This window comes from Catellatospora coxensis, from assembly GCF_016862635.1.
Classification (GTDB): Bacteria; Actinomycetota; Actinomycetes; order Mycobacteriales; family Micromonosporaceae; genus Catellatospora; species Catellatospora coxensis.
Genome location: NZ_BONI01000046.1, coordinates 18952 through 32389 on the forward strand (window position 1 = coordinate 18952; position 13438 = coordinate 32389).

Annotated in this window: 10 protein-coding genes and 1 pseudogene; 3 read left to right on the top strand and 8 right to left on the bottom strand. The window is 71.1% G+C overall.

The window, feature by feature from the left end; genetic code table 11:
- The first annotated feature begins 38 nt into the window (after window positions 1–38).
- Genes Cco03nite_RS25055 through Cco03nite_RS25065 form a run of 3 tightly spaced genes read left to right on the top strand, consistent with a single transcriptional unit; the run spans window position 39 to window position 3034 of the window.
- Complete coding sequence (locus Cco03nite_RS25055) at window positions 39–1193, top strand: hypothetical protein (RefSeq protein WP_203694650.1); 1155 nt, start codon at window positions 39–41, stop codon at window positions 1191–1193.
- Window positions 1186–1869, top strand: a complete 684-nt coding sequence (locus Cco03nite_RS25060; RefSeq protein ID WP_203694651.1) for an ABC transporter ATP-binding protein — start codon at window positions 1186–1188, stop codon at window positions 1867–1869. The genes Cco03nite_RS25055 and Cco03nite_RS25060 overlap by 8 nt, the downstream gene beginning before the upstream one ends.
- Entirely contained in the window at window positions 1838–3034 is a 1197-nt protein-coding gene (locus Cco03nite_RS25065; protein WP_203694652.1) for an ABC transporter permease, read from the top strand. Before Cco03nite_RS25060 ends, Cco03nite_RS25065 begins: the two co-directional genes overlap by 32 nt.
- A 22-nt stretch (window positions 3035–3056) precedes the next feature.
- Here the strand turns inward: Cco03nite_RS25065 and Cco03nite_RS25070 are convergent, their stop codons facing one another.
- From Cco03nite_RS25070 to Cco03nite_RS25105, 8 genes and pseudogenes are all read right to left on the bottom strand, one after another.
- The gene (locus Cco03nite_RS25070) at window positions 3057–4313 is read right to left on the bottom strand and encodes an LCP family protein (protein WP_239167640.1); all 1257 of its coding nucleotides are present in this window, start codon (window positions 4311–4313) and stop codon (window positions 3057–3059) included.
- 123 nt (window positions 4314–4436) lie between these two features.
- Complete coding sequence (locus Cco03nite_RS25075) at window positions 4437–5912, bottom strand: LCP family protein (protein WP_203694653.1); 1476 nt, start codon at window positions 5910–5912, stop codon at window positions 4437–4439.
- Window positions 5913–6007: 95 nt separating this feature from the next.
- Window positions 6008–6514: pseudogene (locus Cco03nite_RS25080) on the bottom strand (flavin reductase family protein); the annotation flags it as partial.
- A gap of 68 nt (window positions 6515–6582) precedes the next feature.
- Window positions 6583–8043: a dihydrolipoamide acetyltransferase family protein gene (locus Cco03nite_RS25085; protein ID WP_373314317.1), complete on the bottom strand. Its 1461-nt coding sequence runs from the start codon at window positions 8041–8043 to the stop codon at window positions 6583–6585.
- Between the two features lie 14 nt (window positions 8044–8057).
- The gene (locus Cco03nite_RS25090) at window positions 8058–9047 is read right to left on the bottom strand and encodes an alpha-ketoacid dehydrogenase subunit beta (protein ID WP_203694696.1); all 990 of its coding nucleotides are present in this window, start codon (window positions 9045–9047) and stop codon (window positions 8058–8060) included.
- Window positions 9044–10186 carry a pyruvate dehydrogenase (acetyl-transferring) E1 component subunit alpha gene (gene pdhA / locus Cco03nite_RS25095; protein ID WP_203694654.1) on the bottom strand — a complete coding sequence of 381 codons (1143 nt, stop codon included), beginning with the start codon at window positions 10184–10186 and terminating at the stop codon, window positions 9044–9046. Before pdhA ends, Cco03nite_RS25090 begins: the two co-directional genes overlap by 4 nt.
- 1397 nt (window positions 10187–11583) lie before the next feature.
- Window positions 11584–11949, bottom strand: a complete 366-nt coding sequence (locus Cco03nite_RS25100; protein ID WP_203694655.1) for a hypothetical protein — start codon at window positions 11947–11949, stop codon at window positions 11584–11586.
- Window positions 11950–12133: 184 nt separating this feature from the next.
- Window positions 12134–13432, bottom strand: a complete 1299-nt coding sequence (locus Cco03nite_RS25105) for a P-loop NTPase family protein (RefSeq protein ID WP_203694656.1) — start codon at window positions 13430–13432, stop codon at window positions 12134–12136.
- Between the last annotated feature and the right edge of the window lie 6 nt (window positions 13433–13438).

Here is a 13438-nt window from a genome sequence, read left to right on the forward strand (position 1 = left end):
GTGCGTGGTGTGACAGGCTCCTCGGCTGGAGGGAAGACATGAATCGACGTCAACTGCTGGTCGCCGGTGGTTCGGCCGGGCTGTTGGCGGCTACCGGCACGGCGGTGTACGCAGCCAGCCTGGCCCGCACCCCGGGTCAGCGCGCGGCGCAAGCGGCGGCACCGCCACCGTCTGTGGTGACGGTGCCGGTGCGGCGTGGACAGCTGCTCGACGAGACCGTGCTGGACGGTGTGCTGGAACGCGCCGTCACGACAGACATCGCCGCGCCCGCGGCGGTGGAGGGCGCGAGCAAGATCGTCGTCACCAGGCTGAAGGTCGCCATCGGCAGCCAGGTGCGCTCTGGCGATGTGCTGATGGAGGTGTCGGGCCGACCGTTGATCGTGCTGCCCGGACAGTTCCCGGCCTTCCGCGACCTCCAGCGTGGCGACACGGGCCCCGATGTCAGGCAGTTGCAGGAGGCCCTGCGTGCCCGCTTCGGCACACCGCGGACCTCGGTCTTCGACAGCCGCACCGAGCGTGATCTGCGGCAGCTGTATCAGCGGGCCGGTTACGCGCCGGTGACCCGCGATGTCGCCCTGCCGGAAGGGTCCACGCCCCTTCCGGCACAGTCGCCCACCGCCGGCGCGGCGGGCGCGGCGCGGCGGGTGGTGCTGCCGGCCGGGGAGATCGCATTCGTGCCTGCGCTTCCGGCACAGGTTGCCGGCCTTGCCGCCAAGGTCGGTGCGGTGGCCGGCGGCACGGTCGCGTCGCTTGCCTCGGGCCCCTGGCGGGTCGCCGCCCTGCTCGATGCCGCCGGTGAGCGTGCGCTCAGCGAAAACAGGCCTGAGGTGACCTTCGGCGCCGGTCCGATGCAGGATCGCAGGACCAGCCTGCTGGAGATCCGGGAGCGGCCCGCCGTTGGTGAACGCCCCGCGTATCGCGAGGGTGTGTTCGCCGTGGAAGGCACGCCTGTTCTGGAACCGGGCACCGCACAGTCGGTGCGGGTGTCCCGTGCCCACAGCGCCGAGAACAGCCTGATCGTGCCGGTGTCGGCGCTGTGGACCGGCGCTGACGGCGCAGTCCATGTCACTGTGCTCAAGGACGGCCGGAGCACGCAGGTGCCGGTGACGGTGATGCTCAGTGTCCTGGGCGAGGCTGCGGTCACCGGCGAACTCGTGGAGAACGACCCGGTGGTCGTCGCCGGGCATGGCTGAGCCCGTGCTCGAGGCGGTGGGCCTGTCCCGCGTCTTCGCCGGCCCGCCCGAGGTGCACGCACTGCGTGACGCGAGCCTGTCCGTCAAGGGCGGAGAGATGGTCGCGGTGGTGGGTGCGTCGGGCTCCGGTAAGTCGACCCTGCTCAACATCCTCGGTCTGCTCGACAAGCCGACCTCGGGGGTGCTCCGGCTGGGTGGGCGCGATGTCACCACCTTGACCGAACGTGAACGCACCCGTGCTCGGGCCCGCGCTATCGGCTTCGTCTTCCAGGCCTTCCACCTGGTTCCTCACCTGGACTGCGTGCGCAATGTCATGCTGCCGCTGGTACACCAGGGTGTCCCCCGTGACGTCCGCGGACACCGCGCCGAGGCGGCCCTGGGCCGGGTCGGCCTGGCACACCGGCTCACCGCCCGGCCGGGCACGCTGTCTGGTGGTGAGCAGCAGCGTGTCGCGGTCGCTCGGGCGATAGTGCATGATCCGACGCTACTGCTCTGCGACGAGCCCACGGGCAACCTCGACAGCGAGAACACCGCGACGGTCCTGGAACTGCTACGGGAACTGGCCACGCCGGGCCGTGCGGTCGTGGTGATCACGCACGATCAGCAGGTCCGTGATGCTGCCGACCGCTGGGTGGAGGTGCGCGATGGCCGCTGCGGCTCGCACCAGTCCGCGTGACGTCTTCACGCAGGCATGGCACGCAGCAGTCGGCAGGCGAGGCCGGTCGTTGCTGACGGCGGCCGGTGTCGGCCTCGGAGTCGCGGCGACCGTCGCCACGCTGGCAGTCACGGCCACCGCGTCCGGTGCGATCTCTGACAAGTTCGACGCGACCCGTGCCACGAGCCTGACGCTGCGCTGGCCGGAGCGGGTGAGCAGGCCCGAACCGGGTGTGATCATGAACGTGACCAGGCTCAACGGGGTCGAGGCAGCTGGGCTGATCTGTGAGGCGGCACGCGATGAGCACCGTGCCACGGCCGTCACGCCGCAGCATGCCACCGGTGTGCCGACGAGGATCGGCCTGCTCGCGGCGCAGCCGAGCGCGTTCAGCGCGCTGCGGGTCGCGCCGGTCTCGGGCCGATTCTTCGACGACGGACACGGCACCCGCGCTGAGCAGGTCGTGGTCGTGGATACGGTGGCCGCTCAAGCCCTGGGAGTGTCGCAGCCCGGACAGCTCATCTACGTGGACGGAGCGCCGGTCAGCGTGATCGGCGTCTACGAGGCCCCGGTGGGTGAGGCCCGGATGACCGCAGCGGTGATCATGCCCTACCAGCGCTGCCTTCATGACAGCCGCGAGCAGCCGCTGTTCGGACAGCCGATGGTGGTGGTGCGAACCGCTCTCGGCGCAGCCGACCAGGTCGCAGGTGAAGCCCGGCTGGCGCTGTATCCAGCCGATCCCGGTGCGCTGGAGGCGCTTGTGCCGCCGGACCTGCGTACCTTCCGTGAGGGTGTCGAGGAGGATACGCGTGCGCTGTTCCTGGGTCTGGCGCTCGTGTCGTTGATCATCGGGGCGCTGGGCGTCTCGAACGCGACGCTGGTATCGGTCTTGGAACGCAGGCCAGAGATCGGGTTGCGGAGGGCGATCGGCGCCTCGAGAGCCGCCGTCGCCGGCCAGTTCCTCGTCGAATCAGGCTTGCTCGGTCTGGCCGGCGGAATCCTCGGTACGGTCGTGGCAGTCGATGCCGCTGTCGCGGTGGCGCTCGTGAAGCAATGGTTGGTCGTGCTGGATCCGGCCCTTCTCGGCGGCGGGCCGTTGCTGGGCCTCCTGGTCGGCACCGCGGCCGGAGCCTACCCGGCGTGGAAGGCGAGCCGGGTCGAACCGGCGGCATCGCTGCGAGCGTCCTGACCGGGCAAGCGGGCCGACGCCGTCACTTCTCCCTGTTCACGAACTCCGGGTTGAGCAGCGCGAATTGTCCGAGCTGGTCATTCTTGGCCGCCCGGAACATCTGCATCGTGTTGGAGCTGAGCGCCTCGCCGCCGCTGCCGGAGCTGTTGTACCAGCCCGCGTTAGTCTTCAGCAGCACGAGGTCGGCGCCGGCCAGATCCTTCAGGGAGAACATGAAGTCGATCAGCGGGACGCCGTGCGTGTCCAGGATCATGGACTCGCCGACGGCCTTCATCAGGGCGTTGACCTTGCCGAGGTCGGTCAGCACACCGCTGGACCCGGCCTTCTTCGCCATCGCCTTGATCAGCTGCTGCTGGTGGCGCTGGCGGCCGTAGTCGCCGTCGTCGAGGGACTTGCGGATACGGGAGTAGTCCAGGGCCTCCCAGCCCGGCTTCTCCCGGCAGCCCTTCTTGTGCAGGTACTCCTTGCCGAGCAGGCCGAGCCTGCGCTCCACCGCCAGGTTGTCGTTGCCCGAGCCGGAGACGTACTTCGGCTTGCCGTCGATCATGAAGTAGTGGCTGGACTTCGTGTCCTCCTCGACGCAGACGTTCACCGTGCCCAGGGCGTCGATGATCTTCTTGAAGCCGCCGAAGTCGATGACGGCGGCACCGTCGAAGGTGATGCCGGTCAGCTTGGTGACCGTCTTGGCGGTCAGGCCCAAGCCGCCGGCCCAGCCGCCGCCGTTCTGGGCGCCGAAGTAGAAGGCCGCATTGATCTTGTTGGTGCCGCCGCTGTACCTGGTCTTGGGGTTGGCCGGGATGGAGACCTGGGTGTCACGCGGGATCGACATCAGGTATGCCTGGTCGTGCGTGGCCGGGATGTGCAGCAGCAGGACCGTGTCCGCGCGGGCGTTGTCCTTCTCCTGGGTCGCGCGCACGTCGATGCCGAGCAGCAGCATGTCGATCGCGCCCTTGAGGTCGCTGCCCTTCGGGCCGGTGTCGGTCTTGCCGGCGTCGCCCAGCACGTCGACGACGGCGACGTTGTCCGTGAGCTGGCCTTCGAACGACTTGACACCGACAATCGCGCCGCCGGCGACCAACATCAGCAGGGCGCCGAAGGTCAGCGTCAGCTTCGCCCAGAGGGGGGCGGCGCGCTTGGACTTCTTCTTGCCCTTGCCCTTGTTGAGCGAGTGGCCGGTCTTCCTGCCGGAGGGCTCGTCGTCGTACGCGTCGGCGGGCCGGCGGCTCCGCTGGCTGGGCACGGTGTTCTTGGCACCGCCTCGCCGCTGCTTGTTCGCCACGCGTTCCCCCGGGGGTCTGGTTGACCGTAGACCGAGCCACTGTAATAGCTCGGCCTACGGAACCGCGAGGCTGCATAGACCAAATCAGATGTGTTTAGACCGATTTGCGACGAATTTTCATTGCTAATTATTGACAGATGGTGACGGCGGCGGGCTGACGTTGGTCTCGTACCACTGCTTCATCTGGTCCTTGCCGACCGCCTCGTAGAGTGCGATGGCCTTCGGCTTGTCCGACACGACCACGCTCTCCCCGCCGACCATCTGGCTGCCCAGGTGCGGGCTGGTCAGGAAGATCAAGTCGTCGCTGCGGATGCCGCGGAACTGGATCGCCATGTCGATCAGCTTGAACTCCTGGTCGACGGTGACCGCGCTGGTGACCGCCCCGAGGAAGTCGTTGAGCTTGCCGGGGCTGGTCAGGATGCCGCCGCTGGCCGCCTTGTCCAGCAGCGCCTTGAGCAGCTGCTGCTGGTGGCGCATCCGGGCGAAGTCGCCGTCCGGGAACTGCTTGCGCTGGCGTACGTAGTCCAGCGCTTCGGCGCCGTTGAGGTGCATGGTGCCCTTGGTGAAGGTGCGCTTGGGCTTGTGGATCGAGGTGATGGTCTTCTCGATCTTCATGTCCACGCCGCCGATCGCGTCGACCACCTCGGTGAAGCCGCCGAAGTCGATCAGCATCACGTGGTCCATGCGCACCGCGGCGTAGCACTCGACCGTCTTCACCAGCAGCGGCATGCCGCCGAAGGCGTACGCGGCGTTCAGCTTCGCCTTGCGCGTGCCGCAGTCGGCCTGCGCGGCATCCTTCGGGATGTAGACGTGCAGGTCCCGGGGCAGCGAGATGAGATACGCCCGGTCCTGGGAGGACGGGATGTGCATGATGATCATGGTGTCGGTGCGCCACTGCCCGCCCTTGTCGGTGGGCGCGTCCGGGTCCCGCGAATCGCTGCCCACCAGCAGGATGTTCTGGCTGCCGTTGACCGTCTTGGGCGGCCGGCCGCCGGTGAGCGCGCTGAACGGGTCCGTGCGGGACAGGTCGCCCTCGACGCTCTTGGCGTAGAGCCACGCGCCGCCCAGGCCGAGACCGCCGCACAGCGCCAGCGCGATCAACGCCACCAGAGCGATCCGGCCCCACTTGGGCTGGACCTTCTTCTTCGCGGAGCCGTACGTGTTGCCGGCGGTGGAGACCGGCACCCGCGCCGAGCCGCCGTTGCCGCGCCCGCGCGACGACGAGGACGAGCCTGACGGCCGCGCCGAGCCCGCCGGACCGGTCGGCACCGAGGCCCGCCCGCTGGTGGCTCGCGCGGCGGAACCGCGGCCCGCGGCCTTGTCGTCCGCCTTGTCGGCCGACGCCGAGCCGCCTGCGGCGGCCTTGCCGTAGACGCGCGCGGACGGCTTGTTCTTGTCGTCGCCCGACGACCCGCCGACCGACGGGTACGGGCCGGTGGGCAGGTTGGCGAAGCCGCCCGGAGGCGGCGTCACGGAGGCGCGGCCGACCGACGCCCGGCCGGTCGGGCGCTGTGCGGGCTTGGCCGAGGACGCGTCCTCGGCACCGGCGTCCCCAGCCTTGGGGGTGGCCTCGGGTTCGTCAGGCGTCTGCTGGGACATGAGAACCAGCCTACGAGGCCCCCGCGACAACGCCGGGGTACGTGATGATCGTGGCGCGGCAGCTCACACGCCGGTTGCCCGGCGATCCGCCTTGATCACGACAGTGTCGTGTACCTGCCACGATGGTGCAGCAGCGGCGGCGCGGGCGCACCGAGCGTGATCTCCATCAGGCTCGCCTCGACCAGCAGGCCCCAGCCGAACGGCCGTGCACCGTCGAGCCGGCAGCCCGCCCAGGTGCCCGTGCCCGCCGGGATCGGCCCGTACGGCGTCTGCGTCCACGCCTCCTGCTTGAACAGGCCGCCCGGCGCGGGCATCAGCCCGGCGAAGCGGTCGGCCAGCTGCCGGTGCGCCTCACCCAGCGGCGTCACCGCGAACACGCCCGCCCGCTCGATCGCCGGCCACAGCTCCGACTCGTCATCGACGATGCCCAGCAGCCGCCCCGGGTCCCCGTCGGCCACCAGCGTCGACGACACCGTCAGCCCGGCCGGACCCGGCGCGGTCCACAGGCAGACCGTCATCCCGAACCGCCCCCGCAACCGGCGCACATCACTGCGCTCCGATTCCGGGGTCGCGAACGGATCAGTGTCATGGATCACGACGCCCGCCCCTCGAACAAAGGAAGGGCACCTTCACATCGCTATGCGTTGTAGAAGGTGCCCTTCCCATCGGATCACGTCCAGGCGAGGAGCATCGCCTCGGGGTCGGTGAGGAAGGCGCCGATGTCCCGGAGGAACTTCGAGCCCAGCTCGCCGTCGATGATGCGGTGGTCGAACGACAGGCCCAGCGTGGTGACCTGGCGCAGCTTGACCTTGCCCTTGTGCGCCCACGGGGTCTCCCGCACCGCGCCGAAGGCCAGGATCGCGGCCTCGCCCGGGGGCAGGATCGGGGTGCCGGTGTCCACGCCGAACACGCCCACGTTGGTGATCGTGAACGTGCCGCCGGACATCGCCGACGGCGGCGTCTTGCCCGACTTCGCCGTCGCCACCAGATCGGTCATCGCGTCGGCCAGCTCCCGCAGGGACATCCGCCCCGCGTCGGCGATGTTCGGCACGATCAGGCCGCGCTCGGTGGCCGCCGCGATGCCCAGGTTCACGTAGTCCTTGACCACGATCTCCTGCGCCGCCTCGTCCCACGACGAGTTGACCATCGGGTGGCGCTTCGCCGCCAGCAGCACCGCCTTGGCGACCAGCAGCAGCGGCGAGACGCGCACGTCACGCCACTCGCGGTCGGCCTTCAGCCGCTCCAGCGCCTTCATCGAGCGCGTCATGTCGACCGTGAGGAACTCGGTGACGTGCGGAGCCGTGAAGGCCGAGGCGACCATGTTGGCGGCCGTGAGCTTGCGTACCCCCTTGATGGGGACACGGGTCTCGCGCTCGCCCGCGACCATGACCACCTGCGCACGCGGCGCGGCGGCGGCCGGGGCCGCCAGCGCGGCCTGCACGTCGTCCCGGGTGATCGAGCCCTGCGGGCCCGTCCCGGTCAGCGTGGACAGGTCCACGCCCAGCGTGCGGGCCAGCATCCGGACCGGCGGCTTCGCCAGCACGCCGTGCCCGTTGGCAGCCGGAGCAGCACCGGCCGGGGCGGTGGCAGCCTTCGCCGGGGCGGCCGGAGCCGCCGGAGCCACGGGCTGGGCCGCCCGAGCGGGCGCGGCCGGAGCAGCCGCCACCGGAGCCGCGGCCACGGGGGCCGGGGCAGCCGGAGCCGCAGGGGTGTCGCCCTTGCGGGCGCGGCGCTTCGCGGCGGTGACCCGCGGGCCGTAGCCGACCAGCACCGCGGTGCGGCCGGACGCGGTCGTCTCGCCGATCAGGCCGCCCGTGGCCTCGCCGGCAGCCTTCTCGGCCTGGGCGGCGGCACCCTGGGACATGTCGTCGGCGACCGGCGCGGACGGGCCGCCGGTGTCGATCGAGATGATCGGGGAGCCGACCTCGACCACCGTGCCCTCGGGCACGAAGATCTTCACGACGGTGCCGGCCCACTTCGCCGGGATCTCGACCGCCGCCTTCGCGGTCTCCACCTCGACGATGGGCTGGTTCAGCTCGATGACGTCGCCCTCGGCGACGAGCCACTTGAGGATCTCGCCCTCGGTCAGACCCTCACCGAGGTCGGGCAGGGGGAACTGGTTGATCGCCATCAGTGCACCCCTCCTCAGAACCCGAAGGAACGGTCGACGGCCTCGAGCACGCGGTCCAGGTCGGGCAGGAACTCCTCCTCCACCCGGGAAGCCGGGTAGGGGATGTCGTAGCCGGTCACCCGCAGCACCGGGGCCTCCAGGGAGTAGAAGCACTCCTCGGAGATGCGCGCGGCAACCTCGGCGCCCAGGCCGATGTTGCCCGGGGCCTCGTGCACGACCACGGCCCGGCCGGTCTTGCGGACCGACTCGAACACCGGGACCATGTCCAGCGGGGACAGCGTGCGCAGGTCGATGACCTCCAGGTTGCGGCCGTCCTCGGCCGCCGCGGTCGCGGCATCCAGGCAGGTGCGCACCATCGGGCCGTACGCCAGCAGCGTCGCGTCGGTGCCCGGGCGCAGCACCCGGGAGCTGTGCAGCGGGTACGCCGCGGACAGCGGCGCGGCCGTGTCGACCTCGCCCTTCTCCCAATAGCGGCGCTTCGGCTCGAAGAAGATGATCGGGTCGTCGCTGGCGATGGCCTGCTGGATCATCCAGTACGCGTCGGACGGGTTGCTGCACGCCACGACCTTGAGACCGGCCGTGTGCGAGAAGTACGCCTCGGGCGACTCCGAGTGGTGCTCGACCGCGCCGATGCCGCCGCCGAACGGGATCCGGATGACCATGGGCAGGCTGACCTTGCCCCGGGACCGGTAGTGGAACTTCGCCACCTGGCACACGATCTGGTCGTACGCCGGGTAGACGAAGCCGTCGAACTGGATCTCGACGACCGGGCGGTAGCCGCGCAGCGCCAGGCCGATCGCGGTGCCGACGATGCCGGCCTCGGCCAGCGGGGTGTCGATGACGCGGTCGTCGCCGAAGTCCTTCTGCAGGCCGTCGGTGATGCGGAACACGCCGCCGAGCTTGCCGACGTCCTCGCCCATGATGAGGACCTTGCTGTCGTCCTCCATCGCGCGGCGCAGGCCCAGGTTGAGCGACTTGCCGAGGGTAAGCGTCTCCATGATCAGTGGCTCCCCTCGAACGAGGCGTGGTAGGTCTCGAACTCGGCGCGCTGCTTGTCGATCAGCGGCGAGCCGTTGGGGTAGACGTGGTCGAACATGGTCGCCGGATCCGGGTCGGGCATCGACAGCACCCGCTCGCGCAGCGCCACGGCCTCGACCTTGGCCTGCTCGTCGACGGCGGCGAAGAACGCCTCGTCGGCCAGGCCCTGCTTCTCCAGCATCTTGCGCATGCGCACGACCGGGTCCTTGGCCTGCCACGCCTCGACCTCGCTGGCCACGCGGTAGCGCGTCGGGTCGTCGGAGGTGGTGTGCGCGCCCATGCGGTACGTGTACGCCTCGATCAGGGTCGGGCCCTGGCCGTGGCGGGCGTTGTCCAGCGCCGCGCGGGTCACCGCGTACGTCGCCAGCACGTCGTTGCCGTCGACCCGGATGCCGGGGAAGCCGAAGCCGGCCGCGCGCTGGTACAGCGGGATGCGGGTCTGGCGCTCCAGCGGCTCGGAGATCGCGTACTGGTTGTTCTGGCAGAAGAACACGATCGGCGCGTTGTACACGCTGCTGAAGATGAACGACTCGTTGACGTCGCCCTGGCTGGTCGCGCCGTCGCCGAAGTAGGCGATGACGGCCTCGCTGGTCTCGTCGTCGTCGCCGACCTTGCCGTCCTTGACGATGCCCATGGCGTAGCCGGTCGCGTGCAGGGTCTGCGCGCCGATGACGATCGTGTACATGTTGAACCGGTGTGCCACCGGGTCCCAGCCGCCCTGGTCCACGCCCCGGAACAGGCCCAGCGGCATGATCGGGTCGATGTTGCGGCAGTAGAGGACGCCGTGCTCCCGGTACGTCGGGAAGGCCATGTCCTGCTTGCGCAGCGCGCGGCCGGAACCGACCTGCGCCGCCTCCTGGCCCAGCAGGCTGGCCCAGATGCCGAGCTCACCCTGCCGCTGCAGAGCGGTCGCCTCGGCGTCGAGCTTGCGCACCGTGACCAGGTCGCGGTACAGCCCGCGCAGCTCGTCGTCGGTGAAGTCGACGGAGTAGTCGGGGTGTGAGACTCGGTCACCCTCGGGGGTGAGGAGCTGTACGAACTCCGGCTCGGGGGGCCCCGAGCGCTTGCCGCCGCGGCGAGAGGCCGCGCGCTCGACTTTGGTCATCCGTGTTCTCCCTGTCAGTGGTGCGTCGGCGACGGGGTGTGTCTGCCGCGCATCGGTGGCGCCACGTCGAGTCCCTCGTGGGGCGAAGACGCCTGGCTGCGGCAGTAGTGAGTCCGGAGTACGCGGTGACCACGGCCACTCTGCCGCCTGGCCCCCATACTGCCGTATCGGTGGCGGCAGTCACAGGCCGGGCAGGTGATATTGGCAACCGGTAGCGGAAAAACCTGGCTCCAGGAATACCCCAAATACCCGGATCATGGATGGCGTTGGGGCATTCTGGGCGAATTCCCCCGTGCCCTAGGAGCACTCCGATGCCCGACGACAATTTCCTGGAAGACCTCTTCGGCTCGCCGCCACCGTCGCCCCCGCCGCCCGCGGTGCCGGCGGCGTTCCAGGCCCCCGTTGCCCCGTCTCCCCGCCGTCCCCCCTCCCGGCGGCACGGCCTGCTGGTCGCGCTGCTGGTCGGGATCACCGCCGTACCGACCTGGATCGTGCTGCGTGCCGGCGTCGAAGGGGTCGACCCCGACTTCGGCGAGCGCCTGGCCGGGCCGGTGCAGCCGTTCGTGGTGCCCGGCGACCACCTGGCCCACGGCTCGTTCCAGCTGCCCGAGCGGCCGCTGCGGCCCGCCCCGCAGAACGACCCGGGGCTGGCCCAGCGCGGCGGACCGGCGGTGGGCGACGACGAGGACGACGACGAGCGGCCCGACGACGTCGCCGTACCCGTGCTCGAACACCGCCGCCCCGCCGTCACGCTGCCGATCCGGCCGATCTGGCGACCGGCCCGTCCGGTGCCGCAGCGTCCCGTCCCGCCCGCCGGTACACCCACCCGACCCGTTCCGCCCGGTAGCGGTCCATCCGGTCCTGGTGAGCCGCCGTTCCCCGGGGGGCCGTCCTTCCCTGGCGGGCCCTCGTTCCCTGGTGGCCCGTCCTTCCCTGGCGGCCCGTCCTTCCCTGGCGGGCCGTCTTTCCCTGGCGGGCCGTCCTTTCCTGGTGGCCCGTCGTTCCCTGGCGGGCCCGCGCATCCTGGCGGACCTTGGTGGCCGGGTGGACCCGGCCGGCCCGGTCGCCCGCCGGGTTCGGAAGGGCCGGCGCGACCGGGTGGGCACGGCTGGCCGGGTGGTCCCGGTCGGCCGACTGGCCCGGGCTGGCCGGGCTGGCCGGGCTGGCCGGGCGGTGGCTCCGGCGGACCTGGAGACGAGCCGTGCGAGCGGCCCGGACGGGCCTGGCCTGCGGCGACTGCGATGCTCGCATCGACACGGCCGATCGTGCGGCGTCCCACGACGCCGCAGCCGGTCACGGGGCGCGCGGCGGCAGTGGCGTCGGCCGGTTCCGCGGGCCTGCTCGGGTCTGGTCTCCTGCGGAGCGGTGCGCCCCGACGTGCGATGAAGGCGCGGGCGTCAGCGGATCCGACTGCGCCTTCGGCACCCCGAGTGCGCGGGGATCGTGCGCTCCACCAGGCGGCTGCATCCCTGGATCAGCCGCGGCAGCGGCTCCGGCCGGAGGTGCGGCGCGCGGAGCAGCGCAAGGGCCCGCGCTCCGGTGGGGTGAAAACAGACCTCGGAAAGATGGCGAGCGGGCACGACGGGGCCCGGTCGCGGCACGGCAAGGCCGGTGTCCGGCACGGCAACGGCGGCGCACAGCACACCAAGGCCGGCGCCCGGCACGGCAAGGCCGGTGTCCCGCACGGCAAGGCGAAGGATCATCAGATCGGCAGGAAAGCCGCCATGCGTTCCGGCCACGGCGGCAAGGTCGAGAGCCGCCACGGGCAGGGGCGCTCCGCGCACCGCTGACCGCGCCGCCTTCGGCGGTCGCCGACCATGATTCGTTTTCGTGGACGCTGGACGTCCCTGTAGCGGCGTCCAGCGTCCACAAAAACAGATCTTGATTCCCCGAACCGGCGACGTCGCCGCGAGATGCGGGAAATCGCGGTATCGGTGCGTGGCCGGATCAGGTGAGGGAGGTGCGGGCGCGTTCGTACGCGGCCAGGGCGCGGCGTACCGGCTCGACGACGTACCGCAGGGCGACCTTGTCGATCTCGGCGCGCAGCACGAACTCGGTCTTCTGGTCGGCGCGCTTCTTGCCGCCGGGCAGCCAGTTGCGGCGCGGGCGCTGGGCGTCGGCGAACGCGACGGCCTGGCCCAGCGCGGCGGGCAGCTCGTGCAGGCGGGACCGGGCGGCCTGCTCGACGGCCCTGGCCCAGGGGCCGGGCAGGCCGACGGAGGCGCTCGCGGCGTACGCCTGGATGGTCTGCTCGATGCGGGCGGCGTCGGTGCCGGCCGAGGACAGCCCGCGGACCAGCGGGTTGATCGTCGGCGGGCTGGCCGGGCCGCCGATGAGCTTGCCCAGGTCGGCGATGCTCGCGGTCAGGTCGCGGTCGACGGACTCCTCGGCCAGCGTGCCGCGCAGGATGATCGGTTCGAGCAGCGCGCGCAGCGCGGAGACGCCGGAGTGGCCGCGGGTGGAGCGCTCGGCGACGAACGGGCCCGGCTTCGGCTTGATCGGGCCGCGCTTGGCCGGCGGCAGCTGCGGGACCTCCCCGGTGGCCGAGGTCGGCACCAGCGGGACCTTCGACAGGCCGCCCTCGTCGAGCAGCTGGCGCAGGTCGGCGCCGACCTTGGGCAGCTGGGCGGGCTGCAGCCGGTCGGTCTGGTTGAGGGCGACGATCAGGCCCTCCCGCGAGCTGGCGAGCTGGCGCAGGTAGCCCTCGTGCACGAGCTGGTCGCCGTACTTCTGCGGGTCGCAGATCCAGATGACCACGTCGACGAGGTGCAGCAGCCGGTCGACCTCGGCGCGGTGGCGCGGCTCGACGGAGTCGACGTCGGGCAGGTCGAGCAGGATCATGCCGCGCAGGCCGACCTCGTCGTTGGCGTCGAGCGCCGACTCCCGGGTGAACCGGCGGCGCGAGGACACGCCGAGCCAGTCGAGCAGCTCGTCGGCGAAGGTCAGGCTGCCCCAGACGCACGCGTACGGCTCGGAGGTCGTCGGGCGCAGGATGCCCGCCGGCGACCGGTCGATCGTGGTGAACGCGTTGAACATGCTGGACTTGCCGCTGCCGGTGGTGCCGGCCAGCGCGATGGTGGTGAACCCGCGGGCCAGCCGCAGCCGATCGGCGGAGCGCTCCGCGAGCGTCCGCGCGTTCTCCAGCGCCGGCTCGCCGGCGAGATGCTCGCCCGCGAGGTCGACGAACTGCTGGACCATGTCGAGCTTGGTGGTGACGGACTCACTGCCGGGGGTGGAGTGGGCCACTGGTCC